21 protein-coding genes are annotated in these 22,675 nt (G+C 31.0%); 16 read left to right on the forward strand and 5 right to left on the reverse strand.

Annotated features, from left to right (window positions below; translation table 11 throughout):
• Position 1 precedes the first annotated feature (1 nt).
• Together OCU55_RS17410 and OCU55_RS17415 are read right to left on the reverse strand one after the other, a co-directional pair.
• Complete coding sequence (locus tag OCU55_RS17410) at positions 2-2,146, reverse strand: cysteine peptidase family C39 domain-containing protein (protein ID WP_261853561.1); 2,145 nt, start codon at positions 2,144-2,146, stop codon at positions 2-4.
• Positions 2,147-2,161: 15 nt separating this feature from the next.
• Positions 2,162-2,662, reverse strand: coding sequence for a hypothetical protein (locus OCU55_RS17415; RefSeq protein WP_261853562.1), 501 nt, complete (start codon positions 2,660-2,662; stop codon positions 2,162-2,164).
• 299 nt (positions 2,663-2,961) lie between these two features.
• Here OCU55_RS17415 and OCU55_RS17420 point away from each other — a divergent pair, with 299 nt between their 5' ends.
• The 8 genes from OCU55_RS17420 to OCU55_RS17455 all read left to right on the forward strand — a co-directional run bounded on the left by OCU55_RS17420 (position 2,962) and on the right by OCU55_RS17455 (position 13,089).
• Positions 2,962-3,156 carry a class II lanthipeptide, LchA2/BrtA2 family gene (locus OCU55_RS17420; RefSeq protein ID WP_261853563.1) on the forward strand — a complete coding sequence of 65 codons (195 nt, stop codon included), beginning with the start codon at positions 2,962-2,964 and terminating at the stop codon, positions 3,154-3,156.
• A 32-nt stretch (positions 3,157-3,188) separates the two neighbouring features.
• A complete protein-coding gene (locus OCU55_RS17425; RefSeq protein WP_261853564.1) occupies positions 3,189-3,401 on the forward strand; it encodes a plantaricin C family lantibiotic in 213 nt (70 codons plus the stop codon).
• A 357-nt stretch (positions 3,402-3,758) separates the two neighbouring features.
• Complete coding sequence (locus OCU55_RS17430; RefSeq protein ID WP_261853565.1) at positions 3,759-6,863, forward strand: type 2 lanthipeptide synthetase LanM family protein; 3,105 nt, start codon at positions 3,759-3,761, stop codon at positions 6,861-6,863.
• Positions 6,864-6,891: 28 nt separating this feature from the next.
• A complete protein-coding gene (locus OCU55_RS17435; protein WP_261853566.1) occupies positions 6,892-9,711 on the forward strand; it encodes a type 2 lanthipeptide synthetase LanM family protein in 2,820 nt (939 codons plus the stop codon).
• A 179-nt stretch (positions 9,712-9,890) separates the two neighbouring features.
• Complete coding sequence (locus tag OCU55_RS17440) at positions 9,891-10,796, forward strand: ABC transporter ATP-binding protein (protein WP_261853567.1); 906 nt, start codon at positions 9,891-9,893, stop codon at positions 10,794-10,796.
• A gap of 54 nt (positions 10,797-10,850) precedes the next feature.
• Complete coding sequence (locus OCU55_RS17445; RefSeq protein WP_261853568.1) at positions 10,851-11,597, forward strand: ABC transporter permease; 747 nt, start codon at positions 10,851-10,853, stop codon at positions 11,595-11,597.
• A 14-nt stretch (positions 11,598-11,611) separates the two neighbouring features.
• Positions 11,612-12,322: an ABC transporter permease gene (locus OCU55_RS17450; RefSeq protein WP_261853569.1), complete on the forward strand. Its 711-nt coding sequence runs from the start codon at positions 11,612-11,614 to the stop codon at positions 12,320-12,322.
• 497 nt (positions 12,323-12,819) lie between these two features.
• Positions 12,820-13,089, forward strand: coding sequence for a hypothetical protein (locus OCU55_RS17455; protein WP_261853570.1), 270 nt, complete (start codon positions 12,820-12,822; stop codon positions 13,087-13,089).
• A 123-nt stretch (positions 13,090-13,212) separates the two neighbouring features.
• On the opposite strand, the gene OCU55_RS17460 is transcribed toward OCU55_RS17455, so the two are convergent.
• Positions 13,213-13,470, reverse strand: coding sequence for a zinc ribbon domain-containing protein (locus OCU55_RS17460; protein WP_261853571.1), 258 nt, complete (start codon positions 13,468-13,470; stop codon positions 13,213-13,215).
• A 131-nt stretch (positions 13,471-13,601) separates the two neighbouring features.
• The gene (locus OCU55_RS17465; RefSeq protein WP_261853572.1) at positions 13,602-14,126 is read right to left on the reverse strand and encodes a DUF4825 domain-containing protein; all 525 of its coding nucleotides are present in this window, start codon (positions 14,124-14,126) and stop codon (positions 13,602-13,604) included.
• A 383-nt stretch (positions 14,127-14,509) separates the two neighbouring features.
• Here OCU55_RS17465 and OCU55_RS17470 point away from each other — a divergent pair, with 383 nt between their 5' ends.
• A complete protein-coding gene (locus OCU55_RS17470) occupies positions 14,510-16,366 on the forward strand; it encodes a sensor histidine kinase (RefSeq protein ID WP_261853573.1) in 1,857 nt (618 codons plus the stop codon).
• Between the two features lie 142 nt (positions 16,367-16,508).
• On the opposite strand, the gene OCU55_RS17475 is transcribed toward OCU55_RS17470, so the two are convergent.
• A complete protein-coding gene (locus OCU55_RS17475) occupies positions 16,509-16,889 on the reverse strand; it encodes a hypothetical protein (protein ID WP_261853574.1) in 381 nt (126 codons plus the stop codon).
• A gap of 479 nt (positions 16,890-17,368) precedes the next feature.
• Here OCU55_RS17475 and ureA point away from each other — a divergent pair, with 479 nt between their 5' ends.
• The 7 genes from ureA (at position 17,369) to OCU55_RS17510 (ending at position 22,665) form a co-directional block, all read left to right on the forward strand.
• Positions 17,369-17,671, forward strand: a complete 303-nt coding sequence (gene ureA, locus OCU55_RS17480; RefSeq protein WP_206870325.1) for an urease subunit gamma — start codon at positions 17,369-17,371, stop codon at positions 17,669-17,671.
• 8 nt (positions 17,672-17,679) lie between these two features.
• Positions 17,680-18,048 carry an urease subunit beta gene (gene ureB / locus OCU55_RS17485; protein ID WP_261853575.1) on the forward strand — a complete coding sequence of 123 codons (369 nt, stop codon included), beginning with the start codon at positions 17,680-17,682 and terminating at the stop codon, positions 18,046-18,048.
• Position 18,049: 1 nt separating this feature from the next.
• Positions 18,050-19,771 carry an urease subunit alpha gene (gene ureC / locus OCU55_RS17490; RefSeq protein ID WP_261853576.1) on the forward strand — a complete coding sequence of 574 codons (1,722 nt, stop codon included), beginning with the start codon at positions 18,050-18,052 and terminating at the stop codon, positions 19,769-19,771.
• A gap of 129 nt (positions 19,772-19,900) precedes the next feature.
• Positions 19,901-20,374, forward strand: coding sequence for an urease accessory protein UreE (gene ureE / locus OCU55_RS17495; protein WP_261853577.1), 474 nt, complete (start codon positions 19,901-19,903; stop codon positions 20,372-20,374).
• Positions 20,358-21,056 (forward strand): urease accessory protein UreF, encoded by a 699-nt coding sequence (locus OCU55_RS17500; RefSeq protein WP_261853578.1) that lies wholly within the window; start codon positions 20,358-20,360, stop codon positions 21,054-21,056. The genes ureE and OCU55_RS17500 overlap by 17 nt, the downstream gene beginning before the upstream one ends.
• A gap of 206 nt (positions 21,057-21,262) precedes the next feature.
• A complete protein-coding gene (ureG, locus tag OCU55_RS17505) occupies positions 21,263-21,871 on the forward strand; it encodes an urease accessory protein UreG (RefSeq protein ID WP_261853630.1) in 609 nt (202 codons plus the stop codon).
• Positions 21,871-22,665, forward strand: coding sequence for an urease accessory protein UreD (locus tag OCU55_RS17510; RefSeq protein WP_261853579.1), 795 nt, complete (start codon positions 21,871-21,873; stop codon positions 22,663-22,665). Before ureG ends, OCU55_RS17510 begins: the two co-directional genes overlap by 1 nt.
• Positions 22,666-22,675 lie beyond the last annotated feature (10 nt).

The following is a 22,675-nucleotide window of genomic DNA, read 5'->3' on the forward strand; positions in this document are numbered from 1 at the left end:
CCTATTCTGTAGTAACAAGATTTGTATACATTTTTCCTTGATTAAACAATTCAGCATGGTTTCCTCGTTCAACAATTTTACCATTATCCATTACAATTATTTCATCACAATCACGTACGATAGATAATCTATGTGAAATGATAATTAAGGTAATATTTCGTGCACGAATAGCCTGCATTACTTGATATTCTGTTTTTGCATCTAGTGCTGAAGTAGCCTCGTCAAATATTATAATTTGAGGATTTTGAGCTAAAGCTCTAGCAATTTCAATACATTGTTTTTGACCGCCTGATAAGTTTTTTCCGTTTTCAAGAAGCACATTTTGATAACCATTTTCACGTTCTAATATAGTAGAGTGAATTTGTGCATCTTGTGCAGCTAAATACATTTGTTCATCTGAAATCGAAGAGTTCCATAACTTAATGTTATTTTCAATGGTATCTTCAAATAGGACAATGTTTTGATCGACAACGGTTAGTAATTTTCTAAATTCACTTTTAGGAATTTCACAAAGTGAATTATTAAAATAAAGAATTTCTCCAGACCATGGATCAAATAGTCCAGAAATAAGTTTAGATAAGGTAGATTTTCCACACCCGGATGAACCAACAATAGCAATACTCTTTCCAGCATGGATTTTTAGAGAGAGCCCATTGATAACAGCATTTGAATACTTTGAATATCCGAAATCCACATAATTAAGTTCCATATGATCAAATAATTCTGTTTTACATGATGAATCGGTATTATAAAGTGTATCTGGTTTTGATTGCATTACATCCTCTACGCGTTCCATTGATGTACGCATTTCTTGAATGCTTTGTCCAGTTGAAATCAACGAATTTACTGGCTGAATAAAAGCTATCATAAATCCTTGAAATGCAAGTAACATACCAGCCGTAAAATGATTTTTCATAATATAAAATGCACCAAGTGACAAAATTAAAACATTACCGATTTTTTCAATAAGCTGAGGAAGCATGCCCCAGAAGAGATTAATTTTATCGATTTCAATATTTGTATTATTGACAGCGGCCTGATGGCCGGACCAACTCTTGTAAAAGCCCAATTCTGAACCGCTTGCTTTTATTGTTTCAATCATTTGGAGACCAGATAAAGTTTTTGACATCAAATTTCCGCTATTTCGTGCTTGTACTCGGTAGATATCTAGACGTTTAGATGAAATTATTCTTGCAAGAATAGAATTTATACATATAACTAAAATTCCTATAATGGTCAATTGAATACTATACTGAATCATAATGAAAAAATAAGTTATTAGAAGTATAAAGTTTAAAAGTGCAGGTGCTAATTTCTGAATCAATGTATATGCAATAGTCCTATTAGAGTCCTGTCGCACAGAAATATCTCCAGCCATATGTTGAGAATAAAAATTCATTGGTAATCGAAGAAGATGCTTAATAAAAGAGTAATCTGAGTATATAGCATATTTACCCTGTATTTTTAGAGAATTGATGCCGTTAATAATAGAAACAGCGATTTGAGATAGTAGTAATAATATCATTACGCTAATGAGTTGATATAACCAATAGGGATTACTCTTGTTTAAGACATAGTCGAAAAATACTCTGCTAAGCACTGGGGAGATTATACCAATTATGCAAGTAGTTATACTTGTAAGTAATATCAAAATCATTGGTGAAATAGAATTATCGAGCCTTTTTTTTATAAAAGACCAAATGCTCTGACGTTTCCCATCAGCAATAAACTGCGCTGTCTTTGATAACTGCATATAAATACCTGTAAAAGATTTAGCGAATTCATCTAAGGATACTGTTACTTTTCCTTGAGCAGGATCAGTTAATACTGCACCTTTTTTTGTAAATCCATTGAGCACAACAAAGTGATTAAAATTCCAATGTATTATACAGGGTAATTTTGCTTTTGTCATAATGAAATTTAAGCTACACCTATAACTATGTACATCCAATCCGTATTTTTGGGCGGCACGTGCCATATTATTAAGACTGCAGCCATCTCTGGAAACTCCACATTCTTCCCGAACCTGTTCCAAGGGGACCCATTTACCATAATAAGCAAGAAGCATTGTTAAACAAGCCGCACCACACTCAACATTTTCTAACTGCATAACTACAGGGACATTTATACAAGTATTACGAAACATGGCACATCTCCTTTATCAATTTTTAAAAAAGTTTATCAAATCAATTTTACCCTTAGTGATGGTTATATAATGCATTTTATCATCTTGGATTTGATGATTATCACATGTTATGGTGACAACAGAATTCCAATCTGATAAGGATAAGTTCGATTTATAATAGTCAAACTTAAGTTTACTTTCAACTTCGCGCTTAGAAAGAGGTATAGATGATATATCTGAAATTTGTGCATCGTATTCATTGTCTATTTTTACTGGTGTATCATATGTTATTGATTTACAAGTTTCGGGTGTGATGTAACATATAATTTGATTATCTTTAGATATTCCAATGATATTGATTTTATCGGTAAAAGTAACAGTTAACATCCAAATTAGTAGACAAATAAGAAGAATAAGGATACTTGAAAGAATAACCCACGCTTTTATGGAGATGGTCCTTACATAATCTGTAATGTTGTCTTGATCTGAAGTTAACACTTTTTGTAAGCTAGCTTTACGAAATAAATTGGAATTCACACTAAATGCCTCCTTTATGCACGAAAACAGTGTTGTTCTATACATAAATTATATATAAAAACAAGGTAATTGTATCAAGAAAGTTGCAAAATGTCAAATTTATACATAGTTTACATAATGTTTACAAATAGTTAATATTATATTCATATTTACCATATAGAATAAAAATTGTTAAAAGTTTACAAGATTTGATAAAAAAAGTTACTGGAATAAGATGTAATTGTGATGCGCATTTTAAATAAATGTGTTGATTATGTACAAGCTTATTATTCATTAAATATTGGAAGGTGGTGAAATAAATGAAGAATAACGAAGTTTATAAAAATGCTGGCTTTATAGAAGAAGATGAATTGTTAGAATTAGTTAATACTAACAATATCAATGGTGGTAGTACACCTATAGTTAGCGCTATTTCTGCAACTGTAGCTTCTGCTACTGCAATTTCTGCATTATTTACTGTAACAAGTGCATGTACAACAAAGTGTGGTAAATAAGATAAATCTAAAAAAGAAAGCGGGGATGGAAAATGATTAAAGATCCAATTAGACGTTATCAAGAGTCCAGTACAGAACTTCCATGTGGAGATGTCAATTATGAGATTTCCGAAAATCAAGGATTAGATGTAACTGGTGGTACTTTTAGTGGTGGAACTATAAGCATCACTTTGAGTGTTTACATGGGAAATAAGGGCAGTGTATGTACCTGGACTATTGAATGCCAATCAAACTGTAGTAAATAGTTTAACATTAGAAGTAACATTTAATATTATATAAAGTATTTTAAATGTGAAGAGACTTTTTCTAATGTTATTGATTCGGGGAAATAATACACATCTATTACTGTATAGAAGAGATTCAAAATACAGACTGGCCTAATCATAAGATGATATAAGAGTAAACTTTTAATATTTTAGATACCCACGGTGAAAACTCAATTTATTCAGAAAATTGATTCTTTCTGACACTAAAGTCAAAGCTGATAGATTTAATGAATAAGTTAGAATTTAGTTGTGGGTATCTATATTATTATCTTTTTCTTAGCTTGAAATCAATAGATAACAATGCAATTAACTAATAATACTTTATGGAGATGTAATATGAATCGTATATTTAAAGATTTTGAAAATCAAGATGTAATAAATTATTGGCTGAGTCTTTTTCCGAATTTCAACACGGAGGAAGAACTGATTGATCATGTTGAACAAATGCTAGATATTCCATTTGAGAAATGTGGAAATCAGAATTTGTTTTTTCCGCTTTTATATAGTCATGTAGATAATCGTTTAAAGCTATCCATTTCTAATGAACAGAAAAAACAGATTGATGAATGTATGAGAAAAAATATAGCGATTATGCCAATATACTTGTTATATCAAGACATTGTATATGCAAATATTGGTGAATTGATGAATACTATTAATAATAGTAATTTAATTGGTGATAAGATATCTTTCATTTCCAGTGTTCTATCTCAATTAGATAGTAATTTAAGTCCTTATTTTATGCGTACTGTTGTATTGGAACTTAATTGTGCAAGAGAAGATGGATTATTAAAAGGTAATGATAGTAAACAGAGATATGAATATTTTATAAATACGTTGCTATCAGATTCACAATATAGAACAAAATTTTATAATGAGTATAAGACACTTTTTTGCATTTCATCAAACATGATCCAAAATTACTTTGACTATATACAAGATATTATAATTAATACAGAATCAGAAATAAAAGATTTGGATCGAATATTTCTGAGTAATGGAAAACTTGGTGAAATTAAAGATATAGAAGTTTCAATGGGAGACGTGCATTGTGATGGAAAGACCGTTGCTATTATACATTTTCAAAATGTAAATGTTGTATATAAGCCGAGAGATATGAAGCTTGATTTGCAGTTCCAGGAGTTTTTAAAGTGGGTAAATTCTAAAAATATAATTGAAGGCATTCAATTGTCAATTACAAAGATACATACTACTAAGAACTGTGGTTGGATGGAATATGTTGAACAGATAGAGTGCGATAGTCAGGAGAAGGTAAATAGGTTTTATACAAAGTCTGGTATTTTGCTAGGGATTTTGTATTGTTTTAATGCAGTAGATTTTCATTTTGAAAATATAATAGCGCATGAAGAAGATCCAGTTTTAGTTGACTTAGAGACGTTATTTCATCCTAAGATAACGGACAAGAGCGCAAAGAATAAAGATAGTGGATTTCAAACTGCAATTGAGTTTATTTACCAGTCGGTTGCTAAAATTGGATTACTTCCAACTCGAATGAGAGTTAGAAAAGACGACAAAATTCAAAGTATTGACGTAGGTGCATTAAGTGAAAGCAAAAATCAAAATAGTATTCTTAAATCACTAGTTTTTGAAAATCTTGATTCGGACAACTTGAGTTTATCATATGAGTACTTACCTGTTGATACTAAGAAAAATGCACCTAAACTTTTAGGACAGGCTTTAGATCCGAAAAAGTTTATGGATTATTTACTAGATGGATTTAAATCTTTCTATCTATTTGCTCAAAAAAACAAGACTGAAATGCTTGATTTTACTATATCGACATTTGCAGAATGCCAAATACGAATTATATTGAAATCTACAGTCACCTATACTAGTTTATTAAATATTGCATCACACCCTGATTTTATGCGACAGCCAATTCACAGATTGATATTACTATCTAAAATAGGTGCTAACGATTACTATGATATTAATATTAAACGATTTGAACTTTCTGAGCTTTGCCGAAATCAGGTGCCGTATTTTTATACAAGTTTTGAATCGCATGATTTGAAAGGTTATCCAAATATATGTTTTTCTAATAGCGTAGAACGTAATACTTCAGAAATACTCAGTAATAAATTAAATAATTTATCATTAATAGATATGCAGATACAAATTAGTTTAATCAAGGATGCCTTTTTCGTCCGTAATTCAGAAAATGATATAACAGGTATTACATTTAATTATGAATCTGATAGTCAGCCAAGACCGAACGAATGGTTAAGATTCTCTGAAGATATAGCTGATCATTTACATTCACGTAGCTTTAAGGGAATTAACGATGATGGACAGGTGGATAGAGCATACGTAGGTGCGCAAACATTAATGACTGATAGTGAAGATTGGAATGTTGATGTAGATAGTTTAGATTTATATGATGGAAATTCAGGTACAGCACTATTCTTCATTTATTTATGGAAGATAAGTGGTAATGAGCAATATCGTCGTTATGCGATTGAAACAATTCAGCCTGTAGTTCAAATTGTAAATAAAAGAAATGAGATAAAATATGAGGGAGCTATCGGTGCGTATAAAGGCCTTGGAGGTTTAGCGTATGCATTAAATAAGATTACTCTCTTAACAGGAGATTCATTATTGTCAGACAGTATTGATGGTGTATTAGATCTCATCGAACAAAATATTGATGAGGATGTGAATTTTGATTTTATTGGTGGTGGCATTGGTTGTTTAGCTGCTTTATTATCAATATATCAAAAGCCATATAATCAGGCATTAAAAAATAGGGCCTTATCATTGTCTATAAGGATATATGAATTTCTTAAAAATAAATTTTTACCAAGTGAGTATGGCAAAGTTATCAATTTAAATAAAGAGCGAATAGGTTCTGGTTTTGCACATGGAACAGCTGGATTTGCACCATATCTTTACAAGTTATATACAATTACATCTAATAATGAAATATTGGAATTACTTCAAAACATTTTGGAATATGAACGACATATTTTTTATTCATCAAATATGCCTGGTTGGCACTCATCACTTCAAAAAAGTGAGATGGATATTAGTTGGTGTAGTGGTGTTTGTGGAATACTTTTGAGCAAACTTCTGTTGAAAGAATATGGATATCATGATGAAATGATTGATAATGAAATAGAGTTGGCATTTGACTTATCAATTAAAAATAGTTTTGGACATAATCTGCCTTATTGTCATGGAGATTTGTCTGCTCTGACAATTATAAGGTATTACTCTAAAGTAATGAATAATGCACAAGTAGAAGTAGAATGTCTAAATGTGTTTCAACAATTATTTGATCGCGTTAAAGATGATTGGAAATCTGATAAGAAAACTTTAAATAGATTCAATGGTTTAATGCTTGGTGCTTCTGGATTAGGATTTGCTATGCTTAAACAATATGATTATGACAATGTTGATGAATTTTTATGGTTAGTTTAATAAAAATTCATGAAATGAGGAGAAGGTTATGGAAAAAAGTGTAGATGTTCTTGAAAATAAATATTTTGCAAGTATGGATTCATCAGAGTTAGTAGACTTAATATGTAATAATTTATCTCCTGCTTTTGGAAATTTATATAGACCATTTTTAATTTATTGCGAAAAGCATATAGAAAGATCTCTGGAGAAGTTTTCTTTAGGATACTCTGTGAAGGTTGATAAACAAACAATTATAAGCTCGCTTTTAGCGAGTATTGCTGAAGAAATTACAGCATTGACAATACGTACATTAATTGTTGAACTGAATTGTTTAAAGTCAAATAACAAATTAAAAGGAGAAAGTTCGATAGATAGATATAATGACTTTAATGAAAAATTATCAGATATATTATATCTGAGAGAAATTTTTAATCATTATCCTGTCCTACTTTATTTAATCGATACTAAAATATCCGATAGATTGCAATTGATAGATGAACTATTAGAAAGGCTTGGGATAGATAAACAAAGTATTGAGAGCAAGTTTAGCATCAGTATCTTTAATCTTACAAACATAAATATATCCTCAGGGGATTCACATAACGATGGTAAGAAAGTTACGATATTGCAATTTGGCGAAAGAACTATTGTATATAAACCACATGGGCTTTCACCAGAAAGTTTATTTAATAAAATAATTAGTTATCTTAATAAAGAAACATCATTTCAATTTTATTTGAAAAAATTAGAATGCATAGACTGCATTAATTATGGATGGCAAGAATTTGCTGTTTATGAAGAGGCTGAAAATTCTGATGATATTGACCGATTTTATTATCGTACAGGAGCTCTTTTAGCTATTTTTTATATGTTTTCATGCAGTGACTTACATTACGAAAATATTTTAGCATGTAAGGATACGCCTGCTATTTTTGATTTAGAGACGTTAGTTAATATTTTTCAACAATCTGTTGAAGGTGGTAACACTAATGCAGAAATCAACAAAGAATTTGCTTGTTCTGTTTTAGGAACAATGCTATTGCCTGCGAATTTTATAAATGGATCTTTTGATTTTGATTTGAGTGGAATGGCTGGAACCGATAATACGGTTTCGAATAAGTGGTTTTATTTCCAACTTGAAAATGCTGGAACCGATGAGATTTGTTTAAGTAAGGAGCCGTGTGCATCGCCCAAAGGAAACAATGCTTTGATCTACAATAATGAGGTTGTATCGCCTAAATTAAATTTAATAAGTATCCAAAACGGTTTTTCAGCATGTTATAGTACTTTAGAAAATAAGTGTGATGAAATATTAGATATAATTCGAAAAAATAGGCTTGTTATAAGACATGTACTTAGACCAACAGCTTTATATGCTAGGTTTCTTGAGGCAAGTACGCAGCCCAACTATCTTGAAAGTATGGAATCACGTAAAACTTTGTTTTCAAAAATGTATATCAATCAATCTCAAGGAGATATTGTTAAATGTGAGATTGAAGCTTTGCTTAAGCATGATGTCCCATATTTTTCTTCTGAAATGAATAGTAAAACAATTGTAGGCAACTTAACTGAAAATATTCAAAATTATTTTCAAAAATCTGCATATCAGATTATAGAGGATAAAGTAAAGCAATTCAGTAAGAATGATCTTGATAAACAATTGTACTATATAAGTCAATCTTTAAATACATTAAATGAGCCTATAGCAAATTATTCATATAACCTTGAAGTTTATGGTGAAGATAGCTATATTTCAAGTGCAAAAATAATTGCTGATCAAATTTATAACTTAGCTGTGTTTAATTCTATACAAAGTGAAGCAAGTATTTTGATGGCATTAGAATCCTCAAATATGAGGCGAATTATCAGTCCTATGGACTTTAACTTATATACAGGTGGAGGAATCATTCTATTTTTGGCTGCTTTGGGGCAGGAGCTCAAAGAACAAAAGTATATTGGTCTTGCAGAACAATTTTTAAACTACCAGTTATCAAATGAAGAGGCATCAAAGAGTTTATCTGCATTTACTGGAACTGGGTCTAGTATATATATATGTTATAACATGTACAAAATTACTAATAACAAGGCATATTATGATAGATGCTACAGAATGGTAACAGAGATTAATTCTGTAGAAGACTCCGTTAAAGATTTTGTAACTGGTACTGCTGGGTTGATTGTAATGTTACTTAATATTTTTGAAAAAGAACAGGATAAATTGTATCTTGAAAAAGCAGAATGGTTAGGTGAGCAATTATACCAGTCACTTCAAAGTGAAAATGAAAACTTATTAACAGGGTTGGCACATGGGCTTTCAGGGTATGCATGGGCGCTAATCAAATTAGGTGTAATGTCAAGCAAAAAAGATTATATTGAATTTGGTTTGGATCTAATAAAAAAAGAAAATTCTCATTATGTACCTTCAGAGTATAATTGGAAGGATCTGCGTGGAGACGGACAGTTTTTATCTTATTGGTGTTATGGTGGAGCAGGAATTGCTCTGTGTAGAATGAAACTTCTAGAGTTAATAAATCAGGAAAACAATATGATAACCAATGATTTAATGAATGGAATAGAAAGCATAAAGAATTATAAATGTAAGTCAAGTTGCATTTGTCATGGAACATTTGGTAATATCGACATTCTTTTAGAGATTGGTAAATCAAAGTCTATGCAAAAATGTATAAGTTTAGCTAAAGATATTGCAAATAAAGAACTAGATAATATTCAAGTTAATGGAATAACCTTTGGTGATAATGAATACCACAGTGATTTTTCATTTATGCAAGGACTTGCGGGTATAGGATACACTTTGGTACGACTATCAAATTATAATTATCCATCTATTTTATCTTTAGATGTTATGTAATGATTTGTTTATAAATTAAATCAAGGTGTTGTTATATACGGAAGATAGTAGTGCTATAAAAGATTTCTGAAAACATTGGTTTTGAGTAGAAAAATGATTTTAATAATCACTTATATTCAATAATTTCAGAGATGACAGCATTTTGTAAATAGTTTTTTAGGTTAAGAAAAGGAGATAGTATGAGTGCGATAGCTGTGAACACTAGGGATTTATGTAAGAGTTTTAATAGATGTAAAGCAGTAGATAATTTAAGTTTAAGTATACAACAAGGTTGTATTTTTGGACTTTTGGGACCTAATGGAGCAGGAAAAACTACAACCATACGAATGCTACTTGGGTTGATTCGACCAGATAGTGGGAGTGTGCATATATTTGGACAGGATATTTCTTCTAATCGTGAAGCTATTCTAAAAGATGTAGGTGCCTTAATCGAAACTCCATCATTTTACGGGAATTTGAATGCGTGGGATAATCTCAAAATTGTCTGCTTGATGAAACAGTTGAGTACAGACAAAATAAATCCAATTCTTAAACTGGTCGGTTTGCATAACTGTGGAAAGAAAAGGGTTAGTAAGTTTTCTCTAGGAATGAAACAACGGCTGGCGATTGCAACAGCTCTTATTGGTGATCCTAAACTTGTGATACTTGATGAGCCAGTCAATGGATTGGATCCTGCTGGCATACATGAAATTAGAGAACTAATTAAATCTTTGGCAAAAAGCTTAGGTATTACATTCTTAATTTCCAGCCATCTATTAAATGAAATGGAACTTATGGCGGATAAAGTTGGAATTGTGAAAAATGGACAACTTATATATCAAGGAGATTTGCAACAACTAATCGATAAGCAGACAGAAAGAATCACTGTAGGAGTTAGTGACCTTCAAAAAGCTGTTGAATATTTTAGAAGTAAGAAAATAGCAGTTTTAATTAAAGAAGAAAAATTAGTAATTGATGGCGACTATACAGTTGAGTATATTTCAAAAGAACTTATGAACCAAGATATTGGAATTACTTGTATTTTTAAACATAGTGATTCCTTGGAAGATATTTATTTAAGAATGATGGATGAACGATCAATATAATTATATTGACAATTAAATAAATTCAAAATAGATTTTTACGGAGGTCATTAGATAATGTTATTTAAACTTGTATATTGTGAGCAAATCAAGCTAAAAAGAACAGGAATTTTTCTTATGTCAATTTTAATTCCGCTTGCGATTAATTTCTTAATTACAATAGATCTCCATTTTAGATATACAGGATATTTACTTGTATATCAAAGGGAAATGAACCTATCTTGTTGGCAGCTGATACTGAAAGAGCAACGTATTTTATATTTTCCGGCTCTTCTTCCATTGTTTGCAACATTGATTTTGACTCAGATATTTTCCGCAGAAAGAAAAAATAATGGGTGGTCTTTGATTTTAACTCAGCCAATTAAGAAATATCAGTTGCTTTTATCTAAATATATTGTGAGCTGTGAGTTTATTACACTTATGATTGTTGTTAATATTGCAACGATGGTGTTCTCAGGATTTATAACAGGCGTTAAGGATCCTTTAGATGCTGACCTGTTTTTTAGATGTTTTTGGATACTATGGGCATCTACACTGGCGACGGCAGCAGTTCAAATGATTGCAGTAGAGTTTTTTTCATCTAAATGGATAAGCATATTTATAGGCCTATTGCTTGGACTAATGTCGCAGGGGACGTATTTGAATGGTTGGTTTGGCAAGTTTAACCCATATTCATTTTCTGATTTTAGTTATCGTGCGGATTGGAAACAAGCTCTATTTATGATGTTAATTTCTTGTATATTTATCATCATTGGATTGATAATTTCTACTTTTGTATTTAAGAGGCAAAACATCAACAGATAGGGAAAGGATAGAATATGTTAAGAGCGGAATTATATAAATATTTAAAGAATCACTTGATTTGGATTACCTTTTTAGTTCCAATTGCTTGGGTATTCTCTATGATATATCTTGTACCATCATTAAAGTTAGTTGATGATGCAAATGCTGGTTTAGTATTATATGTTGTTTCTTATAACATGTTTTCTGCAATTGTCGTACCTACTTACATTATACTTATTTGCAGGATTGTAGGAGAAATGGAAGAAAGAAATAACAACTGGAGACTTTTGCTGTGTATGCCAGTGAAAAAGTATAGGATATATTTAGTTAAGCTATTTATGTTGATGGCAATGTTACTGATACTTTATTCTGGTTATTTAACAGGTATGTTAATATCTGGGGGCATTTTTAGTGATTTCCAACTACCATTGATGAAGATTTTATCAGATCTGGTAATATCATTTTTATGCACCTTTTCAATTTTATCATTTTTTTATATTTTTTCTTTGGAAAAGATCTCAATAATTGCTTATTTGGGTGTTGGAATTGTAATTTTGTTATCTGGATTTTTGGTTATGCAATCAGAAAATATATGGACATACTTTCCATGGTGTTATCCAACAGTAGTTCCAATGATCTCGTCATTTGGACGTATTATTAAATTTATTGGTATTAATTTGGTGATTACAATTGTAATACATCTAATGGGCTGTATTCGTTTTTGCAAAAAAGAATGGGATATTTGACATTAAGCACTAAAAATTGAAGCGCACCTCAAATGTTAGACAACATATACTAATATTTGAAGGCGCTTTTTTTATGAAGAGAAATTTAACAGAATTAAGATTTAAAATAATTATCTATTATTTGTATATGTAGTAATGAATGGCGTATAAAGGAAAGTGTTATCAAATTTGCAGTATTGATAATACTAATATATTAGAGTATAATCCAAAGAAAAACTTAGTATATGGCTTCATTATAAAAATTAATTTATACTTACTTGAAAAAGGTATGAATCAATGTTTTTAGGACATGAGCAAATTGATATATAATGTTCCTAGCTCAATTATTAATTTATATATGCTAAAAGTTATAGATGCATAATTTTCGAACAAGTATAACTTAAGTTTCCATATAGGAACCCTTTACTAATTGAAAAACACAACGGAATATATTATTAAAATGATAATGTACAATTTATAATATAACAGTACTGATGAATAGTTGGAGGACAGGTATTATGATAAGAATATGGGGAAAAGTGATTAAAAATAATAAAATAATTATGGATGATGTGGCTACATCTGATAATGAAGATAACCTTGAAGTAGCTGTAAAGGAATGTATAAATGAGCTTTGTGATAAGTTTGATATCTCAAAGCCTTATTGGTTAGATACTAACACAAGAGAGTACAACAGAAGAAGAAAGACTACTTTTAATGAAGACAACTTCATCGAAGATATAGAATTTGATAGATTTACTGTTGAACAATTAGAAGATGAAAAATAAAATATCTAGAAAGATATGTAATAACTTTTAAGTATAATAGCAATATTAAAAGAAACCTCAATTATGGAGGCTTCTTTTGTTGTTATATCAATATTTTTGTATTAAGTTTTATGCAGATTATGATTATCTCCAACGTTTAAGAGTTGGTAATAAATTTGTCATTTCTTTTCTTGCTTCTTCTTCGCCTATTGCTTTTCCTAAAATAGGGACAATTAGCTCAATCATTTCGTTCATAGACATATTTGGATCTATAAATTTTCCGTTTTTATAGCAGTTTGTGCAGTAAATGCTTTTACTTCCGTCTGGATCTGTTGCTATGAAATGTGCATGTTCTTCGTTAAACGGTAAACCGCAGCTTTGACACATTGATACTTCTACCATTTTTATCATTCCTTTCATATGGTATATAAATACTAAATCAACAGTTAGTCTATACTATAGATGTGAATTGATTTTATTATAAAGGATTGAGCTTATATTGGCTACATAAGTACTTATAAAAACAATCTTTATTAATCCTTCAAAAAGCTATCTATTGAAGCTTTATCTTTAAATAAGTTTTTTAAATCTCCCCCATATTTTTTTTCTAATTCTTTTCTGTCATATTTATATGGTTTCTCACCTATATTCTCTACATTAAAGTTAACTGTATCAGCATTTTTTATAAGTGATAACAAAACTACAGCATTCTTCTCTAAGAATTCTTCAATTTTTACGTTGCTCCAAAATTTAGTGTAGTCTTCTTCACCTGAATTTTTATTTGTTTTATAATTAATGGTCATTCCATATGGCTTTTGAGCAGTTTGTAGACTAAATCCTGCACTATAAGCATTGGCAGGAAGCTTTGTAATTATATTTGCTACAGCACTATTATCACCAACGTAAGAATCCTTATATTTTATAAGATCATAGGCTTTTATTTTAGAAGTAGCTTGTTTAGTTTGAGCTGATATTTTAGCTGAATCATTATTGCAGCCTATTAAAGTCAATGACAATGCTACGATTATAGGGGCTAATGTTTTAAATCTATTGTTCATTCAAATCCTCCTATCTTGATATCATTTAAAATAACAACATAACTATATCATATATTATTTATTTAAAAATGAAATAAAATAAACAAATTATGGATATTAATTTGGCAGATAATATTTTGTTTTTCTTTTTCGTGTGAAAGATATTTACAATTATATAATAATATTGCTAATTATGTAAAATATAAATATAATTTAGGATATAGATTATTAAAAAGACAACAATGCTATAAAATTAAGGCTGGGCTTTTCTATAGGGTTCCATTACGAAAACTTAAGTTATGCATGTTCGATAATTGCGGCTTCAGGGGATTATCTGGCACGTATAAATTAATAGTTGAGCTAGGAACTCTATAACGGATTAAAAGGTGAAAAGGAGTCAGGTTATGAGAAAACGTAAACATAGACTTATTGGTATGAGAAGAAAGTTATTTATATTAATCTTTATTACACTTATACCATTAACCTTCCTGGTAGTATATGAAATTAAAAGTAATTTTACTTCAAGTATTAACCAAGAACTAAATTCAAGTCAAGACTATTGTGAAGCTATAAGCAGCTCATTTACAAACTATATTACTAAGGTCTGGACCAATCAATACTCAATTGGACTTTCTATGGCTTTAAACAAAAAGTGGACACAAAGTGATATAGAACAATTTATGAATGCTGTGCTTCCTTATGATAACGGCATATTTAGCTATACATGGTTAAAACCAAATGGTGATGTAGTAACAAGTACAAGTGCTGGAGTTAGAGGAAAAAATATTTCTGACAGGGATTATGTACAAGCTATAATGAATGGGAAAGATAAAGTTATTGGAGATTTAAGATACGCATCAAATGGATATGACTTGATAATTCCAGTGGCAAGGGCAATACGAATTAATGGTGTATTACAAGGAATCATTATAAGTAATATTGATATAAAAAGACTGGAGAGTGTATTGCCAGCTACAAGAACAGCCAAGTCAAGTAGATATGGATTGGTAGATAAGAATGGTCGAATCGTTTATGCAAATGACAGCAGGGGATTAGCCTATGACCAAAGAATGATTCCAGAAACCTCTAATGTGTGGAAGGCGCTTAATGGAGAAATTTATAGATATAGATTTAAAATATCAGACTTTGATGGATCTAAGCAGGTGGGGGTAGACTATCCGATTAAAGATATTGGTTGGGGTTGTTATGCAACTTCACCTATTTCGGAGATAACAGGGATTCAGATAAAACGAGTAAAGAACGACTTAATAGCACTAATACTAGTATATATTGTTTCATTTATAATAGCATTTCTTATTGGAAGACAGCATATATACTCAATAAATAAGATTAAGGATGCTACCAATAAGGCTCTTTACAAAGATGAAAATTATAAAACTGAATGTAAGGGAGATGAATATGAAGAGGTTGTAGATGCCTTTAATCAAATTACAGAAGGCTATAATCAAAAAATCAACGAAGTAGAGGAATATAGTAATTTAAAGGCAAATTTTATGGCTACTATGTCACACGAGCTAAAGACACCTTTAAATATAATCTTAGGCTGTGTTCAATTGATGGAAATACAAGTTATAGAAAATGAATCATTTAAGAAATACCTAAAGATATTAAAACAAAATAGCTTTAGGCTTCTTAGATTAATAAATAATTTTATTGATATAAATAAGATTGAAGTAGAGAATCTGACTTTAAATTTGGTAAATGATGATATTATAAGAGTTATTGAAGATATTTCATTGTCCATTGTTGATTATACAAATCTGAAAAATTTAGAAATTATATTTGATACAGAGGTAGAAGAAAAGTATATGGCCTTTGATCATGATAAGATTGAAAGAATTTTACTTAACCTGTTATCTAATTCAATTAAGTTTACGGAAACTGGAGGAGTCATAATGATTAATATTTTTGATAAAGATGATCATATAGTGGTTTCTGTAAAGGATAACGGTATAGGTATTCCAAAAGAAATGCAAAATAAAATATTTGATAGATTTGTGCAGGTAGACAGTACACTGAGAAGGAGAGCAGAAGGCAGTGGAATTGGTCTGTCACTAGTAAAATCTCTAGTTGAACTTCATGATGGCATAATATCAGTAAAGAGTGAACTTGGAGAAGGAAGCGAATTCATAATTGAACTTCCTGTAAAGCAGGTTGAGAAAAAGCTACAAGCAAGTATTGAAGGCAGTTTATCAAATGTAGAAAAGATTAAAATTGAGTTCTCAGATATTTATACATAAAGCGTTATTTAAAAATACAAAGGTTAATCCAAAAATTTGTTATATGGACTTAAATAAAAGGTAGAATATATGAAATAAAGGGACAAACTAATCATGATTGGATTGTGTATTTAGATTCAGATGAGTTTAAAGGGCTAGCTTTTTACCTGGGAGTAGAAATAGATAATGATGGCAAGATATATATTTCGGAAAGTGATGAAAAATATTGTTCTTTAGAATAAATAAACTCAACTCCAAGCCCACCTCTAATCACCTCATTACTAGTATCATCGATTATATTGAGAGCAGTAGAGATTTTGTCATGAAACCTATTGTTTGTCAATTCAAGGATTTTATTATAATTATCACCGTTTTTATCTAAGGTTTCTGATTTACCTTTGTTATGAAGAATAATTTGATTTGGCATAGATAACACTGGTTTTATTGACTTTACTATCTGTATATTATCAGAAGAATGGTAGCAACTAATTAATAACATGGAAATGGTTAATAGAAAAATCATGATAAAGTTTTTCAGTCTCATTGGTATTTCCTCCTAGATTATTTATAGGAATCCTATGATTATCGTGAATATACAAAATTAAGCATTAAGTTAATAAGTCCTTAATAGTAATACGATAATAAGTGTAAAATAGTTCAGGTAAAAATGTATAAATTTAATCACGAAATAATTGTAGTAATTTAACAGTGAGAGTATAATAATGTCATAAGAAAAATATTCCACATAAATAAAACAAATATAGAATATTGATACAATGAGGTATCTCTTTATTGAGATACCATTTTTTTATTCTTTATGAGATTACAATTTAATGAGGTCTATGGATAAGTATGTGTAATCAACCTAAAACATAATACAAGGTAAAGAATAAAAAAAGAAAAATATGTCGCCTGCTAGATTTTCCTCATATGCATTCGGAAAGGCAGATGCGCAAAAAAATTACTGAAGAATGTCGCTTCAGAAATTTTTATATTATTCTTTTTGAAAGGGAAGGTGTTTTTATGTATTTTACTCCTAGAGAGATGGAAAAGCTAATGCTTCACTATGCAGGAGAGCTTGCAAGAAAACGTAAGGATAGAGGCTTAAAGCTTAATTATCCAGAAGCAGTTGCTCTTATATGTTCTGAACTTATGGAAGCAGCGAGAGATGGGAAGACTGTAACAGAGCTTATGAACCTTGGAACAAAGATATTAAAGGAAGAGGATGTAATGGAAGGAATAGCTGAAATGATTGATGAAGTTCAAATAGAAGCAACCTTTCCAGACGGCACAAAACTAGTTACTGTCCATAATCCAATAAGGTAGGTGTTAAAATGAAACCAGGTGAAATAATCGTTAAGGATAGAGATATTATATGTAACGAAGGAAGAAAAACAAAGAATCTAATTGTTTCTAATACTGGAGATAGACCAGTGCAGGTAGGTTCACATTTTCATTTTTTTGAGGTAAATAAGTGTATTCAATTCGATAGAGCAGAAGCTTTTGGAATGAGGCTAGATATAGCATCTGGAACTGCTGTGAGATTTGAGCCAGGTGAAGAAAAAGAAATCCAGTTAGTTGAAATCGGTGGCAACAAGCTGGTATATGGACTTAATGGATTGACTTCTGGAGCTACTGATGAAGCTAACAAAGAAGATAGTTTAAATAGAGCAAAAGAAAGCTCTTTTAAAGGGGTGAAATAATATGAGCTTTAAAATAAAGGCTAGAGACTATGCTAATATGTACGGACCAACCACTGGGGATAGAGTAAGACTTGCTGATACAGACATAATCATAGAAGTTGAGAAGGATTATACTACTTATGGTGATGAATGTAAGTTTGGTGGAGGTAAGACTCTAAGAGATGGCATGGGACAGTCAGCTTTAGATAAAAGATCTGAAGGTGTGTTGGATTTAGTTATAACTAATGCTTTAGTTTTGGACTATACAGGAATATTCAAAGCTGATATAGGAATAAAGGATGGAAAGATTGTAGGTATAGGTAAAGCAGGAAATCCTGATATTATGGATAATGTAGATGAAAACATGATAGTAGGGGCATCTACTGAGGCCATAGCAGGGGAAGGGATGATATTAACTGCTGGTGGAATAGACACCCATATTCATTTCATATCTCCTCAACAGATTGAAACTGCTCTGTACAGTGGTATAACCACAATGATTGGTGGAGGCACAGGTCCAGCTGATGGAACGAATGCAACTACTTGTACTCCAGGAGCTTTTTATATAGAAAGAATGCTTGAAGCGGCAGAAGAATTCCCTATGAATCTTGGATTCTTGGGAAAAGGAAACTCTTCTTCTTTAGACGCTTTAAGAGAGCAAGTGGAAGCTGGTGCTCTTGGACTTAAACTTCATGAAGATTGGGGAAGTACTCCTAAAGCTATAGATACTTGTCTTAAAGTAGCAGATGAATATGATGTTCAAGTAGCTATTCATACGGATACTTTAAATGAAGCAGGTTTTGTAGAGGATACTGTATCGGCAATAGGCGGAAGAACTATTCATACTTATCATACAGAAGGAGCAGGTGGCGGGCATGCACCAGATATTATGAAGATAGCTGCTTTTCCTAACATACTTCCTTCATCTACAAATCCAACAAGACCATATACAGTGAATACTATAGATGAGCATTTAGATATGCTTATGGTTTGTCATCACTTAGATAGGAAAGTACCTGAAGATATAGCTTTTGCAGACTCAAGAATAAGACCAGAAACTATAGCTGCAGAAGATATTTTTCATGATATGGGGATTTTTAGCATGTTAAGTTCAGACTCTCAAGCTATGGGAAGAGTTGGGGAAGTTATTATAAGAACTTGGCAAACTGCTGATAAGATGAAAAAACAAAGAGGACTTTTACCTGAAGATAATGATTTAGGTTGTGATAACTTTAGAGCAAAAAGATACGTGGCAAAGTACACAATAAATCCAGCTATAACTCATGGTATATCAAAGTATGTAGGCTCTGTTGAAGTTGGAAAATATGCTGACTTAGTATTGTGGAAGCCTGCTTTCTTTGGAGTAAAACCTGAAATGATAATTAAAGCTGGAATGATTACTGCAAGTAGAATGGGAGATGCCAATGCATCTATACCAACTCCTCAGCCAGTTATATATAGAAATATGTTTGGAGCCTTTGGCAAAGCAAAATATAAATGCTGTATGACCTTTGTATCTAAAGCCTCTTTAGAAAATGGAAATATAGAGAAGCTAGGACTTAATAAGATGGTACTTCCAGTAGAGAAATGTAGGAACATAGGTAAAAAAGATATGGTTCTAAACTCAGAGACTCCAAAGATTGAGGTAAACCCTGAGAACTATGAAGTCAAAGTTGATGGGCAGCATGTGACCTGTAAACCAATTAAAGAAGCTTCCTTAGCTCAGAGGTATTTCTTGTTTTAAGAAAAAGCTTCAAACCGTTGATATGCCTATATATTTATATAATTATATGTTTATATAATCACATAATTATATAAATATAAAATCACATGATTATATAATTATATATTACCAGTTAGATAGGAGAAATTTATGTTAGTTGAAAATATACTAGGAACTTTAGAAGACTTTGATGTCCATGGAAAAGAAATAGATTTCGTGGATATAGAGTGGTATGAAGTTAATAAAAAGATAATAAAGAAAGTAAGTTCCAGCGGAAGACAGGTTGGAATTAGACTAGATGGAAATAGAAAACTTAATCATAAGGATGTACTTCATGATGATTCTGAATTTATAGTGATAGTAAATATTCCTGAGTGTGAAGCTATTTCAATAAAACCTTCAACTATGGAGGAAATGGGAAGAATATGTTATGAGATTGGAAATAAACACATTCCATTATTTCTGCATCATGGGGAGATACTTGTGCCTTATGATGAACCTTTGATGAAGCTACTTGAGAAAAATAATTTTAATACACAGAAGGTTTCAGCTAGACTTGCAAATGGTTTAGAGACTCACAGCCATAGTCATAGCCACGGACATAGCCATGAGCATGAACATTAGTAATCAATTTTTTACACTGCTTCAGATTGCTGACTCTATATTTCCTATAGGTTCTTATACTCAGTCAAATGGGCTTGAAACTTATGTTCAAAAAGGAATTGTAAAGGATAGTGAATCATCAAAGGAGTACTTAAAGCACATACTTACAAGTAGTGTAAAATATAATGACGGATTAGCTGTGAAGTTAGCTTATGAGTATGCAAAAGTAAGAGATGTAGATAAAATATTAGAACTCGATAGTCTGCTTACCTGCTCTAAGGCACCAAGGGAAATAAAAGAAGGTAGTATGAAGTTATGCACCAGATTTATTAAGCTTATTAACACAATAAAAAGAACTGAACTTATTGATGTGTACGAGGAAGCTATAAAAGAAGAAAAAGCCTATGGACAGTACTGTATTTCTTTTGGAATTTTTGCGGCACAGTGTGATATATCAAAGGAAGAAGCTCTGATGGCATATGTGTATAATCAAGCTTCTTCAATAATAAATAACTGTACTAAACTTGTTCCTTTAGGACAGTTAGATGGTCAAAAAGCATTATTTAGTATGCAAGAAGTTATGTCGAATATTACCCAGGAAATATTGGAACTTACCATGAATGATATCGGAAGATGTAGTATAGGGGCGGATATAAGAGCAATGCAGCATGAGGATTTATATTCTAGACTTTATATGTCTTAAAATTAAATATTGTGATGAAATTTATGTGGCGATGTTTGAAATATTTTAAAGATATCTGCTATAGATAAACTACTTCCTATTGAAATTTATATAAATAAAGATTCATAGAACCGTCAAAATTTTTATTTGGAGTTTATCTATAAGAGTTAATGTTATTTTGGAGAGGAGAAAATGTTGATTTTTAAGTGGTCAACATGAGTGAAGATATGAGTTATGTAAAGATAGGAATTGCAGGTCCAGTTGGATCTGGGAAAACTGCATTAATTGAAAGACTTACACGAGAAATGAGTAAAGAATACAGTGTAGCTGTAATAACGAATGATATATATACTAAAGAAGATGCAGAGTTTCTGACTGCAAACAGCATACTTCCAAAGGAAAGAATCATGGGGGTAGAGACCGGTGGATGTCCTCATACTGCAATAAGGGAAGATGCGTCTATGAACCTTGAGGCTGTGGATGTAATGGCAAAAAGATTTCCAGATGTAGAGATAATATTTATAGAAAGCGGTGGAGACAATCTATCTGCTACATTTAGTCCGGATCTAGCAGATTCAACTATCTATGTTATAGATGTATCTGGTGGAGACAAGATACCTAGAAAAGGTGGCCCTGGTATAACAAGATCTGATCTTCTAATAATAAACAAGATAGATTTAGCTCCATATGTTGGTGCAAGTCTTGATGTAATGGAAAGAGATTCGATAAAGATGAGAGGAACTAAACCTTTTATTTTCACAGATCTCCATAATAAAATAGGATTAGATAAGGTAATAAACTGGATTAAAGAAAATGTTCTGCTTGAGGGAGTGTAATGAGCAATAATTATGAAAAAGATAGTCATATCAATATAATAGCTTCAGTTAAAGGAGATAGGACTATTTTAGAAGATAGCTATTTTACAGCACCTTTTAAAACCATAAGGCCTTTTTATGATGAACAATATAATATTATGAAGCTATGCTTAATGAATGTATCCCCAGGGATATTAGAAGGAGATAAGTACTTCTTGAATTTTCAGATTAAAGAAGGCTCTAGGCTTCATATATACTCACAATCTTACAGCAAGATATTCAAAATGAAAGAAGGCAGTGCCTATCAAAAACTTAAGGTAAGCTTAGAAAAGAACAGTAGGTTTGAGTATTTTTTAATGCCTACAATACCCTTTAATGGATCTAACTATTTTAGTGAAGCAGATATACATCTCGAGAGTGGAAGTGAGTTATTATATAGAGAAATACTATCCTGTGGAAGATATATGTCTGGAGAAAGATTTGATTTTAATATATATTCATCAAAAACTAAGCTATATTACGACGGTAAATTAATTTTCTTTGATAACACTTTGCTAGAACCAAAGAAACAAAACTTAGATGAAATAGGTTATTACGAAGGTTATACTCATCAAGCTAATGTATATATAATAAATAATAAAATAGATGAAGAATTTAGAGATAAACTTGTAGAGTATTTACAGTCTCAAGAAGGCATCATAGCTGGAGCAAGCATAAATCATGAAAAAATGATAACCATAAGAATTCTTGGAAACAGCTCAGATAAATTAGCGAAGATAACTGATAGGATTAGGAAAATAGATTTAGAAAGATAAAGGGAATGTA

The sequence above is a fragment of the Clostridium folliculivorans genome (genome assembly GCF_024341905.1).
Taxonomy (GTDB): Bacteria; Bacillota; Clostridia; order Clostridiales; family Clostridiaceae; genus Clostridium_AR; species Clostridium_AR folliculivorans.

What these genes read in the sequence shown, in the direction of transcription:
- ureG (WP_261853630.1), top strand. Translation starts at nt 21,263, where the DNA reads ATGAGTTATGTAAAGATAGGAATTGCAGGTCCAGTTGGATCTGGGAAA.
- ureB (WP_261853575.1), top strand. Translation starts at nt 17,680, where the DNA reads ATGAAACCAGGTGAAATAATCGTTAAGGATAGAGATATTATATGTAAC.
- ureA (WP_206870325.1), top strand. Translation starts at nt 17,369, where the DNA reads ATGTATTTTACTCCTAGAGAGATGGAAAAGCTAATGCTTCACTATGCA.
- OCU55_RS17425 (WP_261853564.1), top strand. Translation starts at nt 3,189, where the DNA reads ATGATTAAAGATCCAATTAGACGTTATCAAGAGTCCAGTACAGAACTT.
- OCU55_RS17470 (WP_261853573.1), top strand. Translation starts at nt 14,510, where the DNA reads ATGAGAAAACGTAAACATAGACTTATTGGTATGAGAAGAAAGTTATTT.
- OCU55_RS17410 (WP_261853561.1), bottom strand. Translation starts at nt 2,146, where the DNA reads ATGTTTCGTAATACTTGTATAAATGTCCCTGTAGTTATGCAGTTAGAA.
- OCU55_RS17475 (WP_261853574.1), bottom strand. Translation starts at nt 16,889, where the DNA reads ATGAGACTGAAAAACTTTATCATGATTTTTCTATTAACCATTTCCATG.
- OCU55_RS17435 (WP_261853566.1), top strand. Translation starts at nt 6,892, where the DNA reads ATGGAAAAAAGTGTAGATGTTCTTGAAAATAAATATTTTGCAAGTATG.
- OCU55_RS17460 (WP_261853571.1), bottom strand. Translation starts at nt 13,470, where the DNA reads ATGGTAGAAGTATCAATGTGTCAAAGCTGCGGTTTACCGTTTAACGAA.
- OCU55_RS17500 (WP_261853578.1), top strand. Translation starts at nt 20,358, where the DNA reads ATGAGCATGAACATTAGTAATCAATTTTTTACACTGCTTCAGATTGCT.
- OCU55_RS17465 (WP_261853572.1), bottom strand. Translation starts at nt 14,126, where the DNA reads ATGAACAATAGATTTAAAACATTAGCCCCTATAATCGTAGCATTGTCA.
- OCU55_RS17445 (WP_261853568.1), top strand. Translation starts at nt 10,851, where the DNA reads ATGTTATTTAAACTTGTATATTGTGAGCAAATCAAGCTAAAAAGAACA.
- OCU55_RS17430 (WP_261853565.1), top strand. Translation starts at nt 3,759, where the DNA reads ATGAATCGTATATTTAAAGATTTTGAAAATCAAGATGTAATAAATTAT.
- OCU55_RS17450 (WP_261853569.1), top strand. Translation starts at nt 11,612, where the DNA reads ATGTTAAGAGCGGAATTATATAAATATTTAAAGAATCACTTGATTTGG.
- ureE (WP_261853577.1), top strand. Translation starts at nt 19,901, where the DNA reads ATGTTAGTTGAAAATATACTAGGAACTTTAGAAGACTTTGATGTCCAT.
- OCU55_RS17510 (WP_261853579.1), top strand. Translation starts at nt 21,871, where the DNA reads ATGAGCAATAATTATGAAAAAGATAGTCATATCAATATAATAGCTTCA.
- OCU55_RS17455 (WP_261853570.1), top strand. Translation starts at nt 12,820, where the DNA reads ATGATAAGAATATGGGGAAAAGTGATTAAAAATAATAAAATAATTATG.
- ureC (WP_261853576.1), top strand. Translation starts at nt 18,050, where the DNA reads ATGAGCTTTAAAATAAAGGCTAGAGACTATGCTAATATGTACGGACCA.
- OCU55_RS17420 (WP_261853563.1), top strand. Translation starts at nt 2,962, where the DNA reads ATGAAGAATAACGAAGTTTATAAAAATGCTGGCTTTATAGAAGAAGAT.
- OCU55_RS17440 (WP_261853567.1), top strand. Translation starts at nt 9,891, where the DNA reads ATGAGTGCGATAGCTGTGAACACTAGGGATTTATGTAAGAGTTTTAAT.